The following is a 22,311-nucleotide window of genomic DNA, read 5'->3' as shown; positions in this document are numbered from 1 at the left end:
TCTCCGCATAATTTGGTTATTTATAGGGAGTACAATGACTTAATACAAGTTCATTTTAATGCGTAAGCCCTGAGGCTGCCACCATGGCTACAACCCTCACCACGCCACACCCTAAATTTACGTTCCTGTTCGCCGCCGTGCGCCGTGCTGAACCCAAAGCGCCGGTTTGTATGCTGCGCTCCGCCGCCGACAATGAACATTCTGCCCGTCGCCTGTTTGCCCGCGACTATGTGCTGTGCTTTGCCGGTCGCCTGCCCGCTCAGGAGGCCGCATGAACAAGCTCGCTTCCTTCTATTTCCCCAACACCCATTACCCTATTCCGCATGCTGATTTCCTGCGCCTGCAACACGCTCACAACGTCGGCGTGATGTTCCTCGACATGCTTGATACGCAGGACTCATTAGGGCACGTAGCCAGCGGCGATCAGCTGAACTCAATGGCCTCAATGGTTGCGCTGCTGACTGACCAGCTCGGCAAAGTGGTAGACACCTGTGAAACCGCCATCAAAAGGCAAATGGAGGATGTCTACGAATGAATATGACTCAGCAGTCCTGCCTGCCGGTTGAAGTGCTCACAGCCCTCTACCGGCGCGCCCTGGCACAGGCCTATCTCGATGCCTGTACCATCTACGGCGTTGAAACCGGCTACACGCTTGATGAACTGCAAATGACCATCGCGAGAGAAGTTGAAAGCTACTACGTTCGTCAGCACGGCACGAAGCTGGGGATGGACATCGCCTGCGCCATGCTCAGGGATATGGTGCAGCCCGATATTCTCGTGGCAAAACCCCGCCTGACACCGCTGGGAGAATCCATGATGGATGAACTGTTCCGGCCTTGTCTTCACACCACTCCTGAAACCACGCTGCACTAACAGAGGCGCACATGACACAAATGATTGTTCAAAACACCGTGAGCGCCGCGACAGGGCGCTGGCCTCAGCTTTTGCCTGCGTTGGGTATAACCGTTTCCCCTAGCGGGCATCATTCCGCCTGCCCCGTTTGCGGGGGCAAAGACCGCTTTCGCTTCGATAATCAGGCAGGAAGAGGCACCTGGATATGTAACCACTGCGGTGCCGGTGACGGGCTAAATCTGGTTGCGAAAATGCTGGATATCACCACGAAAGAAGCCGCCGTGAAGGTGGCTGAAATTCTGGGAGATACTCAGCCTCTTGCGGTTCATCACGACGAGGCCGCTGTACAACAGCAAAAAGACGATGCCCGCCAGAAGGCAGCCGTGCAGGCGAAAATGTTGGTGAATGTCGCCCGCAAAGCTTCAGGCAATGCCTATCTGGAGAAAAAAGGCTGGGCGGATAAGGAGGTGCTGACCTTACAGGGTAATGGCCTGCGCGTGGGCGGCGTAGATTTCGCGGCGGGTGACCTGGTCATTCCGCTTTATGATTTGTCAGGCAACCTGGTCAACGCCCAGCTCATTAACGGGTCGGGGGAAAAACGCATGCTTGCGGGTGGGCAGGTTACCGGCGCCGCTCTTCATTTTGAAGGGAACGACAACGCTGTTATCTGGATGGCAGAAGGCTATGTAACCGGTCTGACAATACATGCGCTGACGGGTGAAACCGTGTATGTGGCACTGAGTGCCAATAACTTCCCTCATCTGGCTGAGTGCCTGCGAGAGAAATACCCTAATGCCGTGCTGCTTATGGCGGCAGATAATGATGAAAACGGCACAGGACAGAAGAAAGCGAAAGAAGCCGCAAATCTGGTCAGCGGAGAGGTTGCGCTCCCCTTAATAGCCGGTGACTGGAACGATGTATTCATGCAGGAAGGTCGTGACAAAGCGCTGGAACAGCTCCGCGCTTTTACTCAGCAATCTCCTAAAAGCCCCTTTGAAACGGTCAGTGATGCCGATCTCAAGGCCATGAGCCAGAGTGAGAAGTGTGAACTGCTGATAGTCCATTATGAACACCGTCTGGCTATGCCTCCGGTGGGGGAAGATCTTTGCCGCTATGAGAATGGGGCGTGGCTGGTATTGCCGCACAGGATCCTCAGCCGTGAAATTGCCGCTCTATTTCAGAAAGCACAAGCGCCTTTTTCAGCGCCCCTCATTAGCGGCATGATCGAAACCCTAAAGCTCATGGTGCCTGAAATGAGCAAGCCCGCGCGTCACTTAATTGGTTTTCGCAATGGCGTTTTTGACACCCGTACCGGAAGTTTTAGCTCTCACCGCAAAGATAACTGGTTGCGCACCGTCAACAGCGTGGATTACTCGCAGGCCAAGCCAGGGGAAAATCTTGCCGAGCATGCCCCTCACTTCTGGCAATGGCTGACGCGGGCGGCCAACCAGCAAAGCGAAAAGCAAGAGCGCATTCTCGCGGCGCTTTTCATGGTTCTGGCGAACCGGTATGACTGGCAATTATTCCTTGAAGTGACAGGACCAGGCGGCAGTGGTAAAAGCGTCATGGCAGCCATAGCGCGCATGCTTGCAGGGAATGACAATACCACTTCCGCCAGCATCGAAACGCTGGAGTCTTCCCGCGAACGGGCTTCCCTGGTGGGATACTCGCTGATTATCTTACCCGACCAGGAGAAATGGAGCGGTGACGGTGCAGGGATTAAAGCCATCACCGGCGGCGATGCGGTAGCCATTGACCCGAAATACCGTGATGCTTATTCAGCACACATTCCGGCGGTGATCCTTGCGGTGAACAACAATCCGATGCAGTTCAGTGACCGAAGCGGCGGCGTATCGCGCAGGCGGGTGATCATTACCTTCCCCGAAGTCATATCGGCTAAAGAACGCGACCCAAAACTGATCGAGAAAATAGAGGGAGAGCTCGCGGTAATTGTCCGCCATCTGATGGGACGCTTTGCAGAGCCTGGCGAAGCCCGCGCACTGCTGGAAGCGCAGCAAAACTCCGACGAAGCGCTGGAAATTAAACGAAGTTCAGATTCACTGGTCGATTTTTGCGGTTACCTGCTCGCGGTTCAGGCACCCAGTGGTTTGTATATGGGCAACGGAAACATACGCCCGTCAAATCCTCGCAAATACCTCTATCACGCCTATCTGTCATTTATGGAGGCGCGCGGGCATCAACACCCGATCAATCTCTCACTCTTCGGCAAGTTCATCCCGCAAACGATGAAAGAGTATGAGATTGAATTTTTAAAGAGAAAGACCAATCAGGGTGTGCAAACCAATCTGATATTAAACGAGGACTGCGAAGCTGATTGGTTGCCAAAGAGCGACATCAATCAAGTTTAAACAGAAACCGGCTCAGGCCGGTTTTTTCATATGACAAGGTAGGTGGTCACTTGAAAGTGAACAGGAATGAACAGCTCAGCACAAGGTGATCACCACATAATCAATTGAAATATAATGAATAAATAGAAAAGTGAACACTGTGAACACTTTTCTAATAAATCTTTTTTTTCTAAGTCACCTGTTCAGCGTGAGTTTGGATACAATGAAAAAACGTTAAGGTATCGGATCTATATCATTCAGATGCCAAAACTATCCATATAATCCGCATACCACTGCATCATCTCCCGACGCCCATCTAAATACAAAGCGTGGTTATACGTGCCCCTAATGCTGTTCTTATCAACATGAGCGAGTTGTAGCTCGATCCAAGCAGAGTTATAACCTTTCTCATGCAATATTGTGCTCATGGTATGTCTGAATCCGTGACCGGTTGCTCTACCGTTGTAACCAATGCGTTTCATCACCTGGTTTATAGAGGCTTCACTGATAGGTTTTCTAAAGTCTCGCCCTGGGAAAATGAGTTCATAACGGCCAGTCACGATTCTGATTTGTTCAAGTAAACCTATTGCCTGTTTAGATAACGGCACCAAATGAGGACGCCCCATTTTCATATGCTCGACGGGTACTTCCCACACCCTATTCTCCATGTCGATTTCAGACCATTGCGCCCTACGTACTTCACCTGGTCGTAATCCAGTGAGAATTAGAAGCTGGGTCGCAATTTTGGTGATCACGCTGCCGGTATATGCGTTTAACTCACTTAAGAACTCAGGTAATTCATGGGCGGCCAGATGTGCATAATTATTGGCCTTATGGGGTTTCATCGCTGAGGCGAGATCCGGCGCGGGATTGTACTCGGCGCGACCAGTGATAATAGCGTAACGGAAAACCTCACCACACCTCTGGCGCACTTTGCGTACTTTCTCTGTAGCTCCCCTGCTTTCTACCTGTCTAAGCATTGCCAAAAGCTCTAAAGGCTTAATTTCTGCTATAGGACGAAAACCAAGATACGGAAATACATCTTTCTCAAAGGTATCCATCATCTCAGTTCGGTATGATGCCGACCAACGGTCATAACGATGCTCATACCATTCACGGGTAATCGCTTCAAAGGTGTTAGTTGCTGAAAGAGTTTTTGCGGCTTTCTGCTCTTTCCTCAATGTGCTTGGATTAACACCTGATGCAACCAGTCGACGAGATTCATCACGCCTTTGTCGCGCATCAGCCAGGGAAACGTGCTCATAGGTTCCTAATGACAGCATTTTGGGTTTACCGTCAAAACGATAGCGAAAACGCCAAGCTTTACTGCCGTTGGGCTCAACAAGAAGGGATAAACCCAGGCCATCGCTCAGGGTGTAAGGCTTTTCTGTGGGCTTAGCCTTTTTAATTTGTAGTTCTGTCAGAGGCATTGTGTATAGGAATCCGTGTGTATAGAAAAACTATACGCGATCATATACACATCAGACACTGGCTTTCAAGGGATGAGCTCGGACGCCAGCGGACTGAAAACCGGCTAATTCATTTGATTTTATTGGTTTTTTCGGATGTTTACGGAAGGTCTGGGAAGTACTTTTGGAGCGGGTGAAGGGAATCGAACCCTCGTATGCAGCTTGGGAAGCTGCCGTTCTACCATTGAACTACACCCGCATCGGTTTGCGACTGGCATTATAACCGGTTACGGCGGCGGAGCAAGGCGTGATTGCGGATAAGCGCTGGAGTTTTAAGCAGTTAGCGCATCGCGTGATCTGCCGCATGAAAAAGGGCGCCGGAGCGCCCTTTTGTTGTTTCTGAGGCAACTTATTTCTGTGTCTGCGGACGCATCGCCGGGAAGAGGATAACGTCACGGATGGTATGGCTGTTGGTGAACAGCATAACCATACGGTCGATACCAATGCCCAGACCGGCAGTCGGTGGCAGGCCGTGTTCCAGCGCTGTCACGTAGTCTTCATCAAAGAACATCGCTTCGTCATCGCCGGCATCCTTCGCAGAAACCTGGTCAGCAAAGCGCTGTGCCTGGTCTTCTGCGTCATTCAGCTCGGAGAAGCCGTTACCGATTTCACGACCACCGATGAAGAATTCGAAACGGTCAGTGATTTCAGGGTTTTCATCATTACGGCGCGCCAGCGGAGAAACTTCTGCCGGGTACTCGGTAATGAAGGTTGGCTGGATCAGTTGCGCTTCGGCGGTTTCTTCGAAGATTTCAGTCACGATACGGCCCAGACCCCAGCTCTTCTCGATTTTGATACCGATAGATTCAGCAATCGCGGTCGCTTTCGCCAGATCGTCGAGATCGGCAACGTTGGTTTCAGGACGGTATTTGCAAATCGCTTCACGCATGGTCAGCTTGGCGAAAGGCTTGCCGAAATCGAAGGTCTGGTCGCCGTACTGCACAACGCTGCTGCCCAGAACGGATTCTGTCAGGGTGCGGAACAGAGTTTCGGTCAGAACGATCAGGTCTTTGTAATCCGCGTATGCCATGTAGAGTTCCATCATAGTGAACTCTGGGTTGTGACGCGGAGAAACGCCTTCGTTACGGAAGTTACGGTTGATTTCGAACACGCGATCAAAACCACCAACAACCAGACGCTTCAGATACAGTTCCGGCGCGATACGCAGGTACATGTCGATGTCGAGTGCATTGTGGTGAGTGATGAACGGACGAGCCGCTGCGCCACCCGGGATCACCTGCATCATCGGGGTTTCGACTTCCATGAAACCGTTTTCCACCATGAAGCTGCGGATGCCTGACATGATCTGAGAACGGATCTTGAAGGTTTTACGGGAATCTTCGTTAGCGATCAGGTCGAGGTAACGCTGACGGTAACGCGCTTCCTGATCCTGCAGGCCGTGGAATTTGTCCGGCAACGGACGCAGTGCTTTGGTCAGCAGACGCAGTTCAGAACAATGGATCGACAGTTCGCCGGTCTTGGTTTTGAACAGTTTACCGGTCGCACCCAGGATATCGCCCAGATCCCATTTTTTGAATTGCTCGTTGTAGATACCTTCGGCGAGATCATCACGCGCAACGTAAAGCTGGATACGGCCACCCACATCTTGCAGGGTCACGAAAGACGCCTTGCCCATGATACGGCGGGTCATCATACGGCCACCGACAGTGACTTCGATGTTTAAGGCTTCCAGCTCTTCGTTAGTCTTTTCGCCGTATTTCGCATGCAATTCATCAGAGATGCTGTCACGACGGAAATCGTTAGGGAAAGCGATACCGGATTCGCGCAGTAAAGCCAGCTTCTCACGACGAGATTTCAGCTCGTTGTTAAGATCTGGTACGGTTTCTGCGCTTTGCGCTGCTGGTTGTTGCTCAGACATTTTGGTTCCTCATAACCCGGCTTTCAAACTTGCCTCAATGAATTTATCCAGGTCGCCATCCAGTACGGCCTGCGTATTTCGCGTTTCGACGCCCGTGCGTAAATCTTTGATACGGGAATCGTCCAGCACGTAAGAACGAATCTGGCTGCCCCAGCCGATGTCAGACTTGTTGTCTTCGAGCTGCTGTTTGTCCGCATTTTTCTTTTGCATCTCATACTCATAAAGCTTCGCACGCATCTGCTTCATGGCCTGATCTTTGTTTTTATGCTGGGAGCGGTCGTTCTGACACTGAGTCACAATATTGGTCGGAAGGTGGGTAATACGTACCGCAGATTCCGTTTTGTTGACGTGCTGACCACCCGCACCGGACGCGCGGTATACGTCGATACGCAGGTCGGCAGGGTTAATTTCGATTTCGATATCGTCATCCACTTCCGGATACACAAACGCGGAACTGAAAGACGTATGGCGACGGCCACCGGAGTCGAACGGGCTCTTACGCACCAGGCGATGAACGCCGGTCTCAGTACGTAACCAGCCGAACGCATAATCACCGATAATTTTGATGGTCGCAGATTTAAGCCCTGCCACTTCACCGTCAGATTCTTCAATAACTTCTGTTTTGAAACCCTTGGCTTCTGCCCAGCGCAAATACATACGCAGCAGCATGCTCGCCCAGTCCTGTGCTTCAGTACCGCCAGAACCCGCCTGAATGTCGAGATAGCAACTGGCGCTGTCGTATTCGCCGGAGAACATGCGACGGAATTCAAGCTGTTCCAGCTTGCCGGTCAGCACATCAAGTTCAGCGATGGTTTCGTTGAAAGTGTCTTCATCGTCGGCTTCAACAGCCAGTTCCAGCAGGCCGGTAACATCCTCGGCACCCTGCAACAACTCATCAATGGTTTCAACGATAGCTTCCAGAGAGGAACGTTCTTTACCCAGCGCCTGTGCGCGTTCAGGTTCGTTCCAGACGTCCGGCTGTTCCAGCTCGGCGTTTACTTCTTCAAGGCGTTCTTTCTTGGCATCATAGTCAAAGATACCCCCGAAGAACGACTGTCCGCTCGGACAGGTCCTGAATGCGGTTTTTAACCGGATTAATTTCAAACATGATTTTTCGCGTCTTACGTTAGATTCGGAGTTGGCCCAATGCCATTCGAACCGCCGATTCTAACGGAATTAGCGGTCTTTTTATAGCAACGAGCCGTTTTTTTGCAGGGTTTATTGCGGATGAAAATCGCTTATTTCGGCCATAAATGCTCGATGATCAACTGAACGCTGCGATTTCCCCGAAATTCATTGATATCCAGCCGGTATGCCAGCTGCACTTCGCGGATACTGCTGTCCGGCCAGAATGTCGGATCGATGTTAAACGCGATGCCGTCGAGCAACGGGCCGCCGCCGACAGGTTCGATCATCAGCTTCAGGTGGCGGTCTTTCAGTAATTTCTGTTGCAGGATACGAAAGGTGCCGTCAAACGTCGGTTCCGGGAATGCCTGTCCCCACGGGCCGCCATTGCGCAACATTTCTGCGGTATCAATCGTCAGCTCGTGCCCGGAAAGTTCGCCGTCCGACCAGACCACGCCTTCAAGATGTGACGGATCCAGCCATTCACCCACCAGTTCAGCAAAACGATCGCGAAACTCGTCGAATTTGCCTTCTTCGAGTGACAAACCTGCCGCCATCGCATGACCGCCAAACTTTAACATAAGACCGGGATTGAGCGTATCCAGACGCTCGAGCGCATCACGCATGTGCAAACCCGCAATTGAGCGACCAGAACCTTTGAGAATACCGTCGCCCGCTGGGGCGAACGCGATCACCGGCCGGTTAAAGCGTTCTTTCAGGCGCGAAGCCAGAATACCCACGACGCCCTGATGCCATTCCGGATGGTACATCGCCAGCCCGAAAGGCAATGCGTCGGTGCTGCGCTCAAGTTTGTCGCACAGCGCCAGCGCTTCAACCTGCATGCCCTGCTCTATTTCACGACGCGTCTGGTTCAGCGCATCCAGATCGCTGGCCAGCGCACGTGCCTGACCGATATCCTCGCTGAGCAATAACGCCACGCCGACGGACATATCATCGAGGCGACCGGCGGCATTGAGCCGTGGCCCGAGCGCAAAACCTAAATCACTGGCGCACAATGTGCGGGCTTCGCGCCCCGCCACTTCGAGCAACGCGCGGATCCCTGCCCGGCATTTTCCGGCACGGATTCGGTTAAGGCCCTGATACACCATGATGCGGTTGTTGGCATCAAGCGGCACGACGTCCGCGACCGTGCCCAGCGCCACCAGATCCAGATGCTCCGCCAGATTCGGAACCACCAGATTGTTTTGCTCAAACCAGCCGCTTTCACGTAATGCACTTCGCAGCGCCAGCATCAGGTAGAACGCGACGCCAACGCCAGCCAGAGATTTAGACGGGAACTCACAACCGTGCAGATTGGGGTTAATGATCGCTTCGGCGTCCGGCAACGTTTCGCCCGGCAGGTGATGGTCGGTAACCAGCACCTGAATGCCTTTGGCGTGAGCAAGCTCCACACCGGCGTGCGATGAGATCCCGTTATCGACGGTCAGGATCAGCTCCGCACCGCGCGATGCAGCCTGTTCCACCACTTCCGGGCTGAGGCCGTAGCCGTCTTCAAAACGGTTCGGCACCAGATAATCCAGATTACCGCATCCCATACTGCGCAAAGAAAGCAGCGTGAGCGCCGTACTTGTTGCGCCATCGGCATCAAAATCGCCGACGATAATAATGCGCATCCGCTCGCTCAGGGCTTTTTGGAGCAATTTCACCGCAGTAGCGATGCCATCAAGTTGCTGATACGGCAGCAAACCTGCTGCGCTGCGCTCCAGCTCTTTGCTCTGCTTAACGCCACGGGCCAGATATAACCGGCGTAATAACGGGGAAAGTTCAGCGGGAAGATCCACGCCAGTTGCCACCTCACGGCGGCGAAGTTGAGTCTGCAAGGTCACGAAAAATCAACCACCGGTTTTATGTGAAGGATCACGCTGGTCAAGCATCGCGGCCATTTCTTTTGGCGGCTGATAACCCGGGATCAAAGTACCGTCTTCCAGCACAATGGCCGGAGTGCCTGTGACGCCAAACTGCACGCCCAGCTCGAAATGTTTCGCGATATCGCTGCTTTTACAGGTCGCCTGCGTGATGTCATCTCCACGCATCGCCGCATCAAAACTGGTTTTGCGGTTGCCGGTACACCAGATGGATTGCATATCTTTTTCAGTTTTGGAATTCAGCCCCTGACGCGGGAACGCCAGATAACGCACGGTAATGCCGAGGTCGTTATAGTCCTGCATTTGCTGATGTAGCTTGTGGCAATAGCCGCAGGTGATGTCTGTAAAAACGGTGATCACATGCTTCTCGTTTTTGGCCTTGTAGATAATCATCTCGTTTTGCAGCGCATCGAGCTTTTTCACCAGCGCTTTATTGGTCACATTAACCGGCTGGCTGCCGCTGACGTCGTACATCGGCCCCTGTAAAACGTGTTTACCATCATTAGTGATGTAAATGACGCCGCTGTCCGTGGAAACCGCGCTCAGGCCGGTGACCGGCGTCGTCTGAATTTCGGCATTGTTCATTCCCAGCTTGTTCAGCGTGGCTTTGATTGCAGCATCGTCAGCCTGCGCCGCGGAGCTTATACACGCAGCCAGAAGGGTCAGCAGCATTAAACCTTTTTTCATCATTTCGTCCTTTTTCCCTGGCACGTCACGCGCGGGGATGATGTTGTTGATGTAGCAGTTTGAGTCGTTCAGTCGCTACATGGGTATAAATTTGAGTTGTTGATAAGTCACTGTGGCCTAACAACATTTGCACAACGCGGAGATCTGCACCGTGGTTTAACAAGTGGGTTGCAAATGCGTGGCGCAACACGTGGGGGGATAACCGCTCCGCATCAATACCGGCAAGGATCGCATAGTGTTTGATGCGATGCCAGAATGTCTGCCGCGTCATTTTCTGCGCCCGGTTGCTGGGGAATACAATATCCAGAGACTGACCGTTCAGCAGCCACGGCCTTCCGTGCTCGAAATAATTCTCCAGCCAGTACACCGCTTCTTCGCCCATCGGCACCAGCCGTTCTTTATTACCTTTACCGATAACCCTCACCACGCCCTGCCGAAGGCTGATATCGCTGAGCGTCAGCCCTACCAGTTCGGAGACACGCAAACCGGTGGCATAGAGCAATTCGAGCATGGCTTTATCACGCAGCTCAAGCGGAACATCCACCACCGGCGAGGCCAGCAGCGCATCAACCTGGGCTTCACTCAGATCTTTGGGCAAACGCTGCGGAAGTTTCGGCGAGGACAACAGCGCCGTCGGGTCATCCTGCCGCACCGATTCGCGGTTCATGTACTGAAACAGGCGACGCATCGCACTGAGCAGGCGCGCGGAACTGGTCGCTTTATAGCCACCTTCAATGCGCTCAGACAGAAAAGATTGTAAATCTTCGGCGCTGACGTGCAGCAAATCTGTTTCGTTATGATGCAGCCAGCCCAGCAGCGATTTCAGGTCCTGACGATAAGACGAGAGCGTATTTTCTGCGAGATTGCGCTCAATCCAGAGCATATCGAGAAACTGTTCCGTCAGACCCTGATCGGCCTGATTGACAGCTTGCGCAGCCTGTTCAGGCGTTAACTCCTGATGGCCTGCATTATCTTGTTTTGGCATCCCGACTCCTGTTGCTTGCGTACAGACTACACCCGCCATTATGCCTTTCATTCGCCCAAATCTGCTACACTGCCTGCCATTCGTATTCTGATGACGTTATGGCAGCAAGCATGAAAATTGGACTTTTCTACGGTTCCAGCACCTGTTATACCGAAATGGCCGCGGAGAAAATTCGCGATATTTTGGGCGAAGAGCTGGTTGATCTGCACAACATTAAAGATGTTGATCCCGATAAGATGGAAGACTACAGCATCCTGATCCTCGGCATCCCGACATGGGATTTCGGCGAAATTCAGGAAGACTGGGAGGCCGTCTGGAATGAGCTGCCTACGCTAAAATTGCGCGGGAAAATTGTCGCCATGTACGGCATGGGCGATCAGCTCGGTTACAGCGAGTGGTTTCTCGACGCGCTCGGCATGCTTTACCATCAGTTGCTCCCGATGGGCGTTCACTTCATCGGATTCTGGCCGACGGAAGGTTTCGAATTTACCAGCCCGAAACCGCTCAGCGCCGACGGTAAACATTTTGTCGGCCTCGCGCTCGACGACGTAAACCAGTTTGATCTCACCGATAAGCGCCTGCAACAGTGGTGCGAGCAGATCCTGCTGGAAATGGACGCCCTGCTGTAGCCGTTCGCCAACGAACCAGTAATTACCTCAGCCCGGTTCAGCCGGGCTACGGGGATCTCCGCTCAGCAAGATCTGGCGCAAGTGCCGCCATTCATCCGGCCCCATACTGTCAGACGCCAGCCATAGCCGCTGTCTTGAGCTGCGCATCGCCTGCGCCAGCCCGCCTTTGCGTTTTTCACGACGCAATGTCAGCAGCACACCGCTGCTGATCATCCAGACCGGCTGCTTAATTTGCCATTCATGGCCACGCCACAACAGGCGGTTATCCTCAAGCAGGACAATTTCGCCGGTACGGGCCGTAATACGGCGTTGGCTGCGGATGCATTCAAAGAGCACCAGCAAAAGTAATGTCATCCATACCGGCCAGTAGCCGGCAGGCCAGGGTGCCAGCAAAATCAGTAACATCACACCACCGTAAGACCCCAGTGAAATGAGCTGACTGCGCCAGGACACCCTGAGATCACATCGCCACAGGGCCACGGGCTTTGTTTCTAGTCTGAATGAGGGCCACCATGCGCTGCAATTCTGTGTCTTGCGGCTCGCCGTGATTCATCAGCCAGTTGAACAAATCCGGATCGTCACAGGTCAGCAGACGGGCAAACAGTTCTTTGTCGGCATCGGGCAGCGAATCATATTCATGTTCGAAAAACGGCATGATGGAGATATCCAGCTCGCGCATACCGCGGCGACAGGCCCAGTGAATACGGGAACGGTTATTGATATCCAGTTGGTTTTTGCTTTCCATAATGAGACTCTTTTTTTGGGATACAGAATGAGAATTCTTTTATATAGAAAGCGATTCTATCAGCCGTCAGCCGTCATAAGTAACTTTTCAGTGCCCTGTTTTGTCAATCTACGTGATGTGCCGTAAAACCTGCTGCAAACCTGTCACTGGCTTTACATTCTCTGGAAAGCATCCCGTAAAAGGCACCAATAACTGTTTTCAAAGGCGGTAGGCTCTTTTACCATGAAGCATCAGTCACATTTCATTGACCGGGATAAGAAAATGGCTAACGCATTCCCCTTTCCACCGCAAAAACCTTCAGCGTCTTCGCATCTGCCGCTGACCCTGATTTCACTGGAAGACTGGGCTTTGGTGACCATGACCGGCGCCGATACGGTGAAATACCTGCAAGGTCAGGTGACGGCAGACATCGATGCCCTGCCGGTCGATCACCACATTCTTTGCGCCCACTGTGACGCCAAAGGCAAAATGTGGAGCAACCTGCGTCTGTTCACGCGTGGCGATGGCATGGCCTATATCGAGCGCCGCAATCTGCGCGACACGCAGCTGAATGAAATAAAGAAATATGCCGTGTTTTCGAAAATTACGTTTACCGCCGATGATGACGTGGTGCTGCTCGGTGTGGCCGGTTTTCAGGCCAGCGCTGCGCTGACGGGGTTATTCTCGACGCTGCCAACAGCAGAACAGCCGGTCGTACAGCAGGATGAAACGACTCTGCTGCATTTCTCCCTGCCCGCTGAACGTTTTCTGATTGTCACCAGCCCGGAAAAAGCCCGTCAGGTAGTGGAAGAACTGGGTGAGCAGGCGCAGCGCAACGACAGCCAGCAGTGGCTGGCTCTGGATATTGAAGCCGGTTTCCCGGTTATTGATACCGCCAATACTGCGCAGTTTATCCCGCAGGCCACCAATATTCAGGCGCTGGACGGGATCAGTTTCACCAAAGGTTGCTACGCCGGTCAGGAGATGGTCGCACGGGCAAAATACCGTGGCGCGAACAAGCGCGCGCTGTACTGGTTATCCGGTAAAGCCTCAAAAGTACCGGCTCCGGCTGACGATCTCGAACTGCAACTTGGTGAAAACTGGCGTCGAACCGGCACCGTGCTGGCGGCAGTTCAGCTCAGTGATGGCACCGTCTGCGTTCAGGCCGTTCTTAACAACGACCTGGAAGCCGACGCCAGCCTGCGCGTTCGCGATGATACAACCAGCCATTTAAGTATCCAGCCGCTGCCGTATTCGCTGGAAGAGACTAAGTAATCCGAAAGCTCGCTGCCGCCCTCTTCATGACCGAACGGTTAAAAGAAGGCGGCAATTCTCAACGTGATATCCGGCTTAAGCGTGGTGATGTTTGCCTTTCTGATTAAGCAAATCGACATACGCCTGATCCACCAGTTCCTGCCGGTCAATCCCCAGCCGTTCAAGCAAATCCTCAGCAATCGCAATGCCCTGCTCCGGTGTTTCGCTATCTTCGAGCACCACTTCAAACTCCAGATAATCGCCCAACCCTTTTACGCGGTCGAGATGCAGACGGGTTTGGCCGAGCATAAAAAGCGTGCGCTGCTTGATAACCCTGCCTGCCGCACCGTAGGCCAGTGTGAGCGTTTCGCGCAGACTGTCAGGATCGTGAGTTTCAGAAAGCACATAGAAGCTGGTTTTCGGCCCTGCCTGATCGGGTCGCTGATAGAAGATCAGTTCGCCACGATCCGCCGCCAACGTGCGCAGTTTCAGGCGTCCGTGCGGGCAGATAAAAAAGGTATCATCCTGCCCGATAATGTCCGGCAGTCCGTCGGATATCAGCGCAATCTTTTCGTACAGCGAGGAAAAATCATCAACCTTCGCTTTAATCTCAATATTTCTGGCCATCGCTTACTCCCTTAAAGTTGACTCTTTTTTACGTGTCTTTGATGAACATCCGTTGACCTTACCGTGACAGAATGCTCCGCGGCAAGGAGGTTTGATCTCGCTTACTAAATACGCAATAAGAGGCTGCAAAATCGGATCAGGGTGCTAACCTCATGGGAGTTTTTGGAAAACTGAGGGAACGATGATGACCAAAATTTTTACGCTGACTCTGGCACCTTCACTCGACAGTGCCACACTAACACCCAAGATTTATCCCGAAGGGAAACTGCGTTGTACCGCGCCGGTCTTTGAGCCTGGCGGAGGCGGCATTAACGTTGCCCGCGCCATTGTCCACCTTGGCGGGCAGGCGACAGCGCTGTTCCCGATTGGCGGCCCGACCGGAGAGCATCTAAAGCAGTTACTTCTTGATGAAGGGATAGCTACCGAAACAGTAGAAACCCAGGACTGGACGCGACAAAACCTGCATGTCCATACCGAAAATACCGGTGAGCAATACCGGTTTGTCATGCCCGGTGCGCGGCTGACGGAATCTGAATTCGCCAGCCTGAGTGCAAAAATCGAAAATATTCATGCCGGTTCAATACTGGTGATCAGCGGCAGTTTGCCACCCGGCACGCACATTAACGCGCTCACCGATCTTATCCGCAAAGCGCAGGACGCCGGTTTGCGCTGCATTCTCGACAGCTCCGGTGATGCACTGGCCGCGGGCCTGAAACTGGGCGGTCTGGCGCTGGTGAAACCAAACCAGAACGAGCTTTCTGCGCTGGTCGGGCGGCCTCTGGAAAATCCGGGCGACGTGCTGGCCGCGGCGCAGAAAATTATCCGCGAAGGCGGAGCCGAGCGCGTCGTGGTTTCACTCGGGCCGCAGGGTGCACTGGCCGTTGATGCGCAAGGTGCATTCCAGGTGGTTCCGCCGCCGGTGAAAAAAATGAGTACCGTCGGTGCGGGTGACAGCATGGTAGGCGCGATGACACTCAAACTCGCCGCCGGTGCTGATCTGCACGACATTGTGCGTTTCGGCGTTGCCGCGGGCAGCGCAGCGACGCTGAACATCGGCACACGGCTGTGTTCGGATAAAGATACTCAGCAGATTTATCAGTATTTATGCCAGCAAACACTGGCACATTAATTCCCTGAATGCGTTCCGCGAGGTCTCCCGGCGTCGCGGAGCGTAAATTCTTTGTCACACCTTCACGTATTTCCTTTCATTAGCAGATAAACTCGCAGCATCGGGTGTTGCATGCACCTTTCACATCACGCCAGAAAAGGCCGGAGGCCAGAGTCCAGAATGATATGGATTATGCTTGCTGCAATTGTTGTGGTTTTTATTGTGGGTTATTGGTTTATGACGGCAGACACCCGTAAAGCGAACGCTTCTCTCGCCAGTCTGTTGAAAATTAAACCGGTTTACATTGATTCAATGCTGCTGGAAATGGGCAAAAGACAGAGCCAGATGTTTATCCGCTCCATCAGCGGTGGCTATGCTGAAGAGATCCGCAAAGCGGCCTACGTTGTTTTTATTTATCAGACATTTATCAAAGATGCTTCTCCGGAAAATATTGTCCGCTGGCGGAACATTCTGGTGCGCGCGCACCTGCCGCCTCAGCTCAGCAGTGAGCACGCCGAACTGGCGCTGTTCTACTTTGCTGAACTGGACATCGAGCCTTTCGAACTGGCGCAGTTTCGTCGCGATTACAACGAAACCTACAATCAGATCCATCTGGTCTGATGTTCAGAAGTGTTTCACCCATGGCCCTGGCGGGGCCATTTTTTTTGCCTTCACGATGAAAAAGCAATCTCAGTCAGGAAAGCCCGCGGCGACCCGTGCAAAGTAAGTGCCTTGAAGGAGCGGAAATGAATCACGAAAAAACTCATCGTTATCAGCGGCGTTTTCAGCAGGTGTTTGCTTATATTGAAGCGCATCTGGACAGCCCGATGACGGTTGAACAGCTAAGTGAAGTGGCCTGCTTTTCGCAGTTTCACTTTCACCGCCAGTTCAGCCAGTTTTGCGGCGTCAGCGTCAGCCGTTACATCACGCTGATGCGGCTGAAAAGAGCCTCTTTCCGGCTGGTGCAAAATCCGCAGGAGAAGATCATTGAGATTGCGTTTGATGCCGGATTTGAAAATCCGGAGTCATTTTCCCGTGCCTTCAGGAACACTTTCGGCCTGACGCCCAGCGAGTTTCGCAAAGCTCCCGTCTGGGTTGACTGGCATGTGCATTTTCAATTTCCCGGCAGGGAAAATCAGCAGAGGCTGGAAAATATGGATGTGAAAATTATTGAGGTTGCGCCAGTGAGCATTGCGGTGCTGGAGCATCGCGGTGACCCGATGACGGTGAACAATACCGTCGCGAAATTCATTGAATGGCGAAAAGCGTCGGGGCTGTCGGATTACACTGTACGCGGGACATACGGTATTCCCTACAACGATCCGCTGGTGACGCCGGGTGAAGATTTTCGCTTTGACGTTTGCGGGGAGTTAAACCCTGAATCGGGCGGGCGTGTGCCCGAAAATCCACAAGGCGTGGTGGCGAAAAGCCTGCCGGGCGGGCGTTGCGCCGTGGTCCGGCACGTCGGAGCGTATGACCGCATCAGCGACAGCGTGTATTACCTTTACCGGGAATGGTTGCCGCAAAGCGGAGAGGAATTACGGGATTTCCCGGTGTATTTCCGCTATCTGCATCTTGATCAGGAGTTACCGGAACATGCGCAGCAAACCGATATTTTGCTGCCATTGAAATAAGGGAAGAAATATCAGGCAGCGCTGCCTCTGCTAATACTGAACGGCAGCGCTGTTTGTTCCGGATTATCTGAACACGTTATCCAGATAACTGGCCAGGATCTGCCGCGAGCTGAAACCGTGGCAGATGCCATAATACGTTTCGTTGTCGCTCGAGACATCCAGAGGGAAGTTTTTATACGCATCACTGCTTCGAAACGATGCCGTCGGTTCGGCAAAACGTTCGCTGCGCTCTTTCAGCGCCGGGTGTATTACCAGGGCAGTCCGGCCAAACCGCGCTTCCCGGTTTACATACACATAGTGTTCGCCACGGCGATAACCGTATGCTTTATCATCAATATAATCGCGTTCAAATCCGGATGTTTCCAGAACGCGTGCCACTTCATCTGGCCGTAAATACATGGTTGCTCCTCGCTTCTTTAACCGCAAGGCGACCTTACCGCAATAACTCTGCCAGACAATGCCTAAATCCTGAGTTTTGGCGTATTTAGGATTTATCTAAACCCCAAAACCCTGCTATGAAAAGGCTATTCGGCGGGTTTTTTGGTGCCGGTTTGCATCCATAATTTGAGGGTGAGCAGCCACGCCACTACTACCATAAAGGCCGCCGCCAGATAGATAGAAGGCGTGCCGAGATGGGAAATAATCAGACCGGCAACAGGCCCGGTGATGCCCAATCCGAGATCCAGAAACGCGGAATACAGCCCCAGCGCCGTGCCCTGATTCTGCGGCGGAACCTGTTTCACCGCCTCGACGCCAAGCGCCGGAAAAACCAGTGAAAAACCAGAACCGGTGAGGAACGCGCCAAGCTGAACAGACAGCGGATCGTGCCCCTGCCAGATCATCAGTAAACCCGCGATTTCAAAGACGAAAGACACCAGAGAAACCCGCAGGCCGCCAAAGCGGTTGATCATGTTGCCGAAAACCAGACGCGCACCCACAAACCCGAGGCTGAATAATGTGAGAGTAAACGCCGCGCCGCTCCAGCCTTTGTCCGCATAATAGAGCGTGATAAAGGTGGCGATAACGCCGAATCCGATGGTGCCAAAACCGAGCCCGAGGCCGTAAAGCCAGATGCGCCCGACCACTGCCTTGAAGGCAATCCGTTTGCCAGCGGTGACAGAAATCGCAGCTTTCAGGCAGGCCAGAACGGCGGCAATGGCGGCGGCAACCACAATCAGCACGGCCACGCTCATCAGGCCAAACGCATGATTGAGCATGACGCCGAGCGGCGCGCCCACGGCCATCGCGCCGTAGGTCGCCACGCCGTTCCATGAAATCACCCGCGCGGTGTGTTTCGCGCCCACCGCGCCAATTCCCCACAGCGTGGTGCCGGTGCTGCCAAAGCTTTCACCTACGCCAAGAAAAACGCGCGCCAGACACAATAAAAGCAGGCTCGCCAGCGGCCAGTCAGTCAGGAAAAACGCCGCAGCGTAGAAAATGCCGCTCATTGCGCAGCAAATCAGGCCGAAAATCACCACCCGTTTCGGCCCAAGAAGATCGGCATAGCGCCCGGCATGCGGACGGCTGATCAGGGTCGAAAAATACTGAACACTGATGACCAGACCGGCCAGCACGGAGTTATATCCCAGCGTGTTATGCACAAAACCGGGCAACACCGCGAGCGGCAAACCGATGGTCAGATAGACGACGAAAGTAAACAGCATGAACGACAGAATGCGTTTGTTGAGCATTGCGTTAGAGCGAAATGTACTTAAAAACATGGGCAGAACCGGGATGAAAACGCTGCGAGTGGAATCAATAGCATAAACAGGTTTCGGAGAGGATCAAACGTAAAACGGCGCAAAAAATGTTATTGGCTGTAACGCTCAAAAGCATTTGCAGAGAAATCTGAGCCGCATCACGCAAAGCCGCGCCACACCTGATTTCTCCTGACAGCTACATGACCTGAAAACACCCCCAGTCATAGCCCGATGTTCTCAAAGAGCCCTCCGGTACAACATTTTGGTCTATGCTTTAGTCATTAGCAAAACGAAAGCTACAGTTCACAACAAGGAGAGACAGAATGGCTAATAAATCAGAACAGACAATCGATCAGGACGTAACCCTGCTGGCTGACACGCTGGATGAAGTGCTTCAGTCTGCCGGAAATAAATCCAAGGACGAGCTGGATAAACTCCGCAGCAAAGCTGAAGGCGTGTTACGCGACGCCCGTTCACGTTTCAACGGTGAAACACTGACGAAGCATGCCCGTGACGCCGCCGCGTCCGCGAACGACTACGTAAAAGACAACCCATGGTATGGCGTGGGTGCCGGTGCAGCTATCGGTATTGTTATCGGTGTCCTGCTGGGACGTCGTTAACACAAGAGGCAATTTGCGGTGTTTCATTCCTGTGTCGGGATTATCTGAAACATCCGCGTGGCTCCCTCATTGCCGCGCAATTGCTAAAAAGACGACGGAGCCCCCGGGCTCCGTTTTCTATTTGTGGCTTTCGCTGAAATTAAAAGCGAATGCGAAAACTTTTTGACTGACAGGGCTTAAATTCGCCCATTTGCCCGCCACTATTTTCGGTGTTTACCCTCGTTTCATCCATGCTGACTTCCTGCCATCCGCTAAGTGTCGCATTGACCTGCAGGCTGTCTTGCAGACTTTGCGTTTCGGAGGGGTTATAAACCCGCACAATCAACGCTTCGTCATCTTCGGCTTTTTTCAGTGCACTGAGCACCGAACCCGAAATACATTTTTGCATCAGGCTGAAACGCGAAGGCGTTTTGTTGTCCGTCAGGTTTAGCTTCATCGCGTCGTACGAAATTTTGTTGTAGGTGCGCACCGGCGTCAGGTAATCACGCGCATGTTGCATCACGCTGGCCTGGATGTGATCGCCGCTGAAACCGAACAACGCAAAACGATAAAGCTGTTTGCCGGGCATCTGAGAATCCGGCGTCGGCATTTTGATGCCTGAGGGGCGACCCGGGCGCAGCAGCAGGTTTTCTTTCCCGAGTACGCCGACAGCGCGGAACAGCGTCAGGGCGAAGGTATCGCGCTTTTCGCCCACCACTTCGAACTCGCGCAACCCTTCTGTAAAAAGCGCCAGCCCCTGATGACCGTCCTGCAACGCCGCAAAATTCATGAGTTGCCACACCGGCACCGGCGCTTCTTTCCAGCCTTCCGCCTCCCAATTTTTCATTGCCGTATCGTCCACAGGACGGGTGATGCAGCCGAACTGATTGTCGGCCACCACCGTCTTGCTGGCAAACGGTGTGGGGATGAGCACGCGCAGCCGGTGATCTTCGGCGTGGTTCTCAAGAGCCAGTTCAATCTCAATCCGTCGGCTGTTTTTCGAAAGCGTTACGTTGACGGTCACGGGAATTTCACTGTTGAGAATGCGCATTGCACGATCTTCCAGCGTGCGCGGCAGCGGCATTTTCAGTGAAATGACCGCGGTACTTTGCCACGGCTTATGCTGATAACTCACGTCTGCCTTTAGCGCGCCAGAGGTCAGCCGCCATTCCTCGCGCGCCGGGGAATAATCGTATTCATCGCCATCGTCGGAACCGTTTTCCAGTTCCAGAACCTGCTGATAGCGGCGGAATGTCTGCTTATCGAGAATATCCAGTGTGCCGTTCGGATTGACCGTCACACGGTAATAATCGTTTTCCAGGGCGTCTTCACCCTTCGGCGCAGGCAGCAAAATCCCCGGCTGGTGCGGTGTGACGTTTAACGTCACGTACCCCATCGCCGGCAGGGTGGCGCAAAGCTGAATGTCGTATTCCATGAACGGATCGTAATTGCCGTAGTGCACAATTTGCCGGTCCACCAGACCCGGGTCGATCTCCCGCGTTTCGCGGATAAAATAAGGTACAGGATGCCCCTGGTCGTCAGTCAGGCTGAAAGATGAGGCACGGACCCTTAAGGTGGTATTAATGGTTTCCTGACGCGGATGCAGCGAGAAATTAAACAGCCCCAGCCGGTCAGCGGTGTGACCGTCAGGTTGCAGGTTGTCGATAATTTTACGCAGCGTGAACTGAATGAGGTTTTCGGCCATGTCATCGGCAAGAATAAAGCGCGACATAATTTCCTGATGAACCTTGTCGCTGCAACAACAACCGATGCTGTCGTGCGCGTGGTTCTTCATGATTTCCTTCCACATTTTTTCAATCAGGCCATGGTGATAATCAAAACCTAAGCGCCAGGCAATGGAACACAGCGGCTCAAGCACATTGACGATTTTGTTCTCAATCGCTGCATTGGCCTGCTTGATATCCATGCGGGTCGATGAAATGGTGCGGTGAACTCGCATATATTTGCCATCATTAAATTCTCCACGCAGCAGCGCCAGCTGAGGTCTGATGGCGTCGATACGGTGAAAAATGTCTTCAAAACGGCTGAGCTGGAAACTGCGCTGCGGGTAAATCCGGCGCAGCATCTCCATGATGGTAAAGATATTTTGCTGGAGCGGCATCTGGTCATGACCGTTGGGCAGCAGGATATCGCCGGTCAGTGACGCGGCTTCCAGCACCGGCAGATATTTATCCAGGCGTTCGCGCAGCGCATCTTCATCCTCCGGCAAGTATTTGCCAATGGCATAACCCAGCGGCAGCACCTGCGCGGTGACTTCACTGCCGTCATTACTTTGCCAGCGGAATTCCGTTTTATCCGTGCCATGACGCTCCGAGCACCCGCGCCAGAACATGGCATGTTGCAGGCCAAAACCGTTAAAGATATGCGGTAGCTGGGAAGACATGCTGAATGAATCCGGCAGATAGCCGATTTTCATAGGCTCACCAAACTCGCGGCAATCACGCATGCCGTACAGCAAATTACGCAGGATGGACTCGCCGCAAACCACCATCGTGTCGGTCTGTGTATACCACGGCCCGATGATAAGCTTACCGGCTTCTACCAGCGCCTTCACGCGCGGGCGGTTGTTCGGGCAAACCGCAAAATAATCTTCGAGGATCGCCGTTTGTCCGTCCATCACATAAAACGGATAGTCGGGGTCATTCTCCAGACGATCGAGGATCTCCGCCATATTGTTAACCAGCAGGATCCTTGAGGCCTCGGTGGTGAAATACCATTCGCGATCCCAGTGCATATGCGGCGTCAGATGAACGCGGGAAACTGTCATAAAATCTTTCCTTTCAT

At 53.1% G+C, this 22,311-nt stretch carries 21 protein-coding genes, 1 tRNA gene and 1 pseudogene; 10 read left to right on the top strand and 13 right to left on the bottom strand.

Annotation, left to right across the window (positions count from 1 at the left end):
- Positions 1–65 precede the first annotated feature (65 nt).
- The 4 genes and pseudogenes from J8X26_RS21990 to J8X26_RS21975 form a co-directional block, all read left to right on the top strand.
- Positions 66–275: pseudogene (locus J8X26_RS21990) on the top strand (host cell division inhibitor Icd-like protein); the annotation flags it as partial.
- The gene (locus tag J8X26_RS21985; protein ID WP_208951956.1) at positions 272–535 is read left to right on the top strand and encodes a hypothetical protein; all 264 of its coding nucleotides are present in this window, start codon (positions 272–274) and stop codon (positions 533–535) included. The pseudogene J8X26_RS21990 and the gene J8X26_RS21985, both read left to right, overlap by 4 nt.
- On the top strand, positions 532–873 hold the full coding sequence (locus tag J8X26_RS21980; RefSeq protein ID WP_208951955.1) for a DUF5375 family protein: 342 nt from the start codon (positions 532–534) through the stop codon (positions 871–873). Before J8X26_RS21985 ends, J8X26_RS21980 begins: the two co-directional genes overlap by 4 nt.
- An 11-nt stretch (positions 874–884) precedes the next feature.
- Positions 885–3,221, top strand: coding sequence for a primase-helicase zinc-binding domain-containing protein (locus tag J8X26_RS21975; RefSeq protein ID WP_208951954.1), 2,337 nt, complete (start codon positions 885–887; stop codon positions 3,219–3,221).
- A gap of 236 nt (positions 3,222–3,457) precedes the next feature.
- On the opposite strand, the gene J8X26_RS21970 is transcribed toward J8X26_RS21975, so the two are convergent.
- From J8X26_RS21970 to xerD, 7 genes are all read right to left on the bottom strand, one after another.
- A complete protein-coding gene (locus tag J8X26_RS21970; protein ID WP_208951953.1) occupies positions 3,458–4,630 on the bottom strand; it encodes a tyrosine-type recombinase/integrase in 1,173 nt (390 codons plus the stop codon).
- 164 nt (positions 4,631–4,794) lie between these two features.
- A tRNA-Gly gene (locus J8X26_RS21965) sits at positions 4,795–4,868 on the bottom strand.
- A 150-nt stretch (positions 4,869–5,018) separates the two neighbouring features.
- Positions 5,019–6,548, bottom strand: coding sequence for a lysine--tRNA ligase (gene lysS, locus J8X26_RS21960; protein WP_152324881.1), 1,530 nt, complete (start codon positions 6,546–6,548; stop codon positions 5,019–5,021).
- A 9-nt stretch (positions 6,549–6,557) separates the two neighbouring features.
- Positions 6,558–7,656, bottom strand: a protein-coding gene (gene prfB / locus J8X26_RS21955; RefSeq protein WP_152324880.1) for a peptide chain release factor 2 whose coding sequence is annotated in 2 segments (ribosomal slippage) — positions 6,558–7,580 and positions 7,582–7,656 — 1,098 coding nt in all. Because the reading frame shifts where the segments join, the coding sequence is not laid out codon by codon here.
- 130 nt (positions 7,657–7,786) lie between these two features.
- A complete protein-coding gene (recJ, locus tag J8X26_RS21950) occupies positions 7,787–9,520 on the bottom strand; it encodes a single-stranded-DNA-specific exonuclease RecJ (protein WP_208951952.1) in 1,734 nt (577 codons plus the stop codon).
- 6 nt (positions 9,521–9,526) lie between these two features.
- Positions 9,527–10,246: a bifunctional protein-disulfide isomerase/oxidoreductase DsbC gene (dsbC, locus tag J8X26_RS21945; RefSeq protein ID WP_152324903.1), complete on the bottom strand. Its 720-nt coding sequence runs from the start codon at positions 10,244–10,246 to the stop codon at positions 9,527–9,529.
- 25 nt (positions 10,247–10,271) lie between these two features.
- Positions 10,272–11,231, bottom strand: a complete 960-nt coding sequence (gene xerD / locus J8X26_RS21940) for a site-specific tyrosine recombinase XerD (protein ID WP_208951951.1) — start codon at positions 11,229–11,231, stop codon at positions 10,272–10,274.
- Positions 11,232–11,341: 110 nt separating this feature from the next.
- On the opposite strand from xerD, the gene fldB reads away from it, so the two are divergent.
- Positions 11,342–11,860 carry a flavodoxin FldB gene (fldB, locus tag J8X26_RS21935; protein ID WP_152324877.1) on the top strand — a complete coding sequence of 173 codons (519 nt, stop codon included), beginning with the start codon at positions 11,342–11,344 and terminating at the stop codon, positions 11,858–11,860.
- A gap of 27 nt (positions 11,861–11,887) precedes the next feature.
- On the opposite strand, the gene J8X26_RS21930 is transcribed toward fldB, so the two are convergent.
- Positions 11,888–12,340, bottom strand: coding sequence for a protein YgfX (locus J8X26_RS21930; protein ID WP_152324876.1), 453 nt, complete (start codon positions 12,338–12,340; stop codon positions 11,888–11,890).
- Positions 12,321–12,587: an FAD assembly factor SdhE gene (gene sdhE / locus J8X26_RS21925; RefSeq protein ID WP_152324902.1), complete on the bottom strand. Its 267-nt coding sequence runs from the start codon at positions 12,585–12,587 to the stop codon at positions 12,321–12,323. The genes J8X26_RS21930 and sdhE overlap by 20 nt, the downstream gene beginning before the upstream one ends.
- Before the next feature lie 279 nt (positions 12,588–12,866).
- On the opposite strand from sdhE, the gene ygfZ reads away from it, so the two are divergent.
- A complete protein-coding gene (ygfZ, locus tag J8X26_RS21920; protein ID WP_208951950.1) occupies positions 12,867–13,859 on the top strand; it encodes a tRNA-modifying protein YgfZ in 993 nt (330 codons plus the stop codon).
- A gap of 75 nt (positions 13,860–13,934) precedes the next feature.
- On the opposite strand, the gene J8X26_RS21915 is transcribed toward ygfZ, so the two are convergent.
- A complete protein-coding gene (locus tag J8X26_RS21915) occupies positions 13,935–14,465 on the bottom strand; it encodes a class IV adenylate cyclase (RefSeq protein ID WP_208951949.1) in 531 nt (176 codons plus the stop codon).
- A gap of 184 nt (positions 14,466–14,649) precedes the next feature.
- Between J8X26_RS21915 and pfkB the strand changes: the two genes are divergently transcribed.
- From pfkB to J8X26_RS21900, 3 genes are all read left to right on the top strand, one after another.
- Positions 14,650–15,594, top strand: a complete 945-nt coding sequence (pfkB, locus tag J8X26_RS21910; protein WP_208951959.1) for a 6-phosphofructokinase II — start codon at positions 14,650–14,652, stop codon at positions 15,592–15,594.
- A gap of 159 nt (positions 15,595–15,753) precedes the next feature.
- Complete coding sequence (locus J8X26_RS21905; RefSeq protein WP_152324873.1) at positions 15,754–16,194, top strand: DUF1198 domain-containing protein; 441 nt, start codon at positions 15,754–15,756, stop codon at positions 16,192–16,194.
- 125 nt (positions 16,195–16,319) lie between these two features.
- Positions 16,320–17,207, top strand: a complete 888-nt coding sequence (locus tag J8X26_RS21900) for a GyrI-like domain-containing protein (protein WP_208951948.1) — start codon at positions 16,320–16,322, stop codon at positions 17,205–17,207.
- 63 nt (positions 17,208–17,270) lie between these two features.
- On the opposite strand, the gene J8X26_RS21895 is transcribed toward J8X26_RS21900, so the two are convergent.
- Positions 17,271–17,606 carry a DUF2002 family protein gene (locus J8X26_RS21895; protein ID WP_152324871.1) on the bottom strand — a complete coding sequence of 112 codons (336 nt, stop codon included), beginning with the start codon at positions 17,604–17,606 and terminating at the stop codon, positions 17,271–17,273.
- Positions 17,607–17,731: 125 nt separating this feature from the next.
- Positions 17,732–18,928, bottom strand: coding sequence for an MFS transporter (locus J8X26_RS21890; RefSeq protein WP_208951947.1), 1,197 nt, complete (start codon positions 18,926–18,928; stop codon positions 17,732–17,734).
- A 302-nt stretch (positions 18,929–19,230) separates the two neighbouring features.
- Between J8X26_RS21890 and J8X26_RS21885 the strand changes: the two genes are divergently transcribed.
- Positions 19,231–19,527 carry a YqjD family protein gene (locus J8X26_RS21885; RefSeq protein WP_208951946.1) on the top strand — a complete coding sequence of 99 codons (297 nt, stop codon included), beginning with the start codon at positions 19,231–19,233 and terminating at the stop codon, positions 19,525–19,527.
- Positions 19,528–19,666: 139 nt separating this feature from the next.
- Here J8X26_RS21885 and mngB read toward each other — a convergent pair whose 3' ends face one another.
- A complete protein-coding gene (gene mngB / locus J8X26_RS21880) occupies positions 19,667–22,294 on the bottom strand; it encodes a mannosylglycerate hydrolase (protein ID WP_208951945.1) in 2,628 nt (875 codons plus the stop codon).
- Between the last annotated feature and the right edge of the window lie 17 nt (positions 22,295–22,311).

Source organism: Rahnella sp. ChDrAdgB13, assembly GCF_017655185.1.
Classification (GTDB): domain Bacteria; phylum Pseudomonadota; class Gammaproteobacteria; order Enterobacterales; family Enterobacteriaceae; genus Rahnella; species Rahnella contaminans.
The sequence above is the reverse complement of the archived record's forward strand: the minus strand, read 5'-3'. Positions and strand labels throughout refer to the sequence as shown.

Coding starts and splice junctions, on each gene's coding strand:
- J8X26_RS21985 (WP_208951956.1), top strand. CDS start 272: ATGAACAAGCTCGCTTCCTTCTATTTCCCCAACACCCATTACCCTATT.
- J8X26_RS21980 (WP_208951955.1), top strand. CDS start 532: ATGAATATGACTCAGCAGTCCTGCCTGCCGGTTGAAGTGCTCACAGCC.
- J8X26_RS21975 (WP_208951954.1), top strand. CDS start 885: ATGACACAAATGATTGTTCAAAACACCGTGAGCGCCGCGACAGGGCGC.
- J8X26_RS21970 (WP_208951953.1), bottom strand. CDS start 4,630: ATGCCTCTGACAGAACTACAAATTAAAAAGGCTAAGCCCACAGAAAAG.
- lysS (WP_152324881.1), bottom strand. CDS start 6,548: ATGTCTGAGCAACAACCAGCAGCGCAAAGCGCAGAAACCGTACCAGAT.
- dsbC (WP_152324903.1), bottom strand. CDS start 10,246: ATGAAAAAAGGTTTAATGCTGCTGACCCTTCTGGCTGCGTGTATAAGC.
- xerD (WP_208951951.1), bottom strand. CDS start 11,231: ATGCCAAAACAAGATAATGCAGGCCATCAGGAGTTAACGCCTGAACAG.
- fldB (WP_152324877.1), top strand. CDS start 11,342: ATGAAAATTGGACTTTTCTACGGTTCCAGCACCTGTTATACCGAAATG.
- ygfZ (WP_208951950.1), top strand. CDS start 12,867: ATGGCTAACGCATTCCCCTTTCCACCGCAAAAACCTTCAGCGTCTTCG.
- J8X26_RS21915 (WP_208951949.1), bottom strand. CDS start 14,465: ATGGCCAGAAATATTGAGATTAAAGCGAAGGTTGATGATTTTTCCTCG.
- pfkB (WP_208951959.1), top strand. CDS start 14,650: ATGACCAAAATTTTTACGCTGACTCTGGCACCTTCACTCGACAGTGCC.
- J8X26_RS21905 (WP_152324873.1), top strand. CDS start 15,754: ATGATATGGATTATGCTTGCTGCAATTGTTGTGGTTTTTATTGTGGGT.
- J8X26_RS21900 (WP_208951948.1), top strand. CDS start 16,320: ATGAATCACGAAAAAACTCATCGTTATCAGCGGCGTTTTCAGCAGGTG.
- J8X26_RS21895 (WP_152324871.1), bottom strand. CDS start 17,606: ATGTATTTACGGCCAGATGAAGTGGCACGCGTTCTGGAAACATCCGGA.
- J8X26_RS21890 (WP_208951947.1), bottom strand. CDS start 18,928: ATGTTTTTAAGTACATTTCGCTCTAACGCAATGCTCAACAAACGCATT.
- J8X26_RS21885 (WP_208951946.1), top strand. CDS start 19,231: ATGGCTAATAAATCAGAACAGACAATCGATCAGGACGTAACCCTGCTG.
- mngB (WP_208951945.1), bottom strand. CDS start 22,294: ATGACAGTTTCCCGCGTTCATCTGACGCCGCATATGCACTGGGATCGC.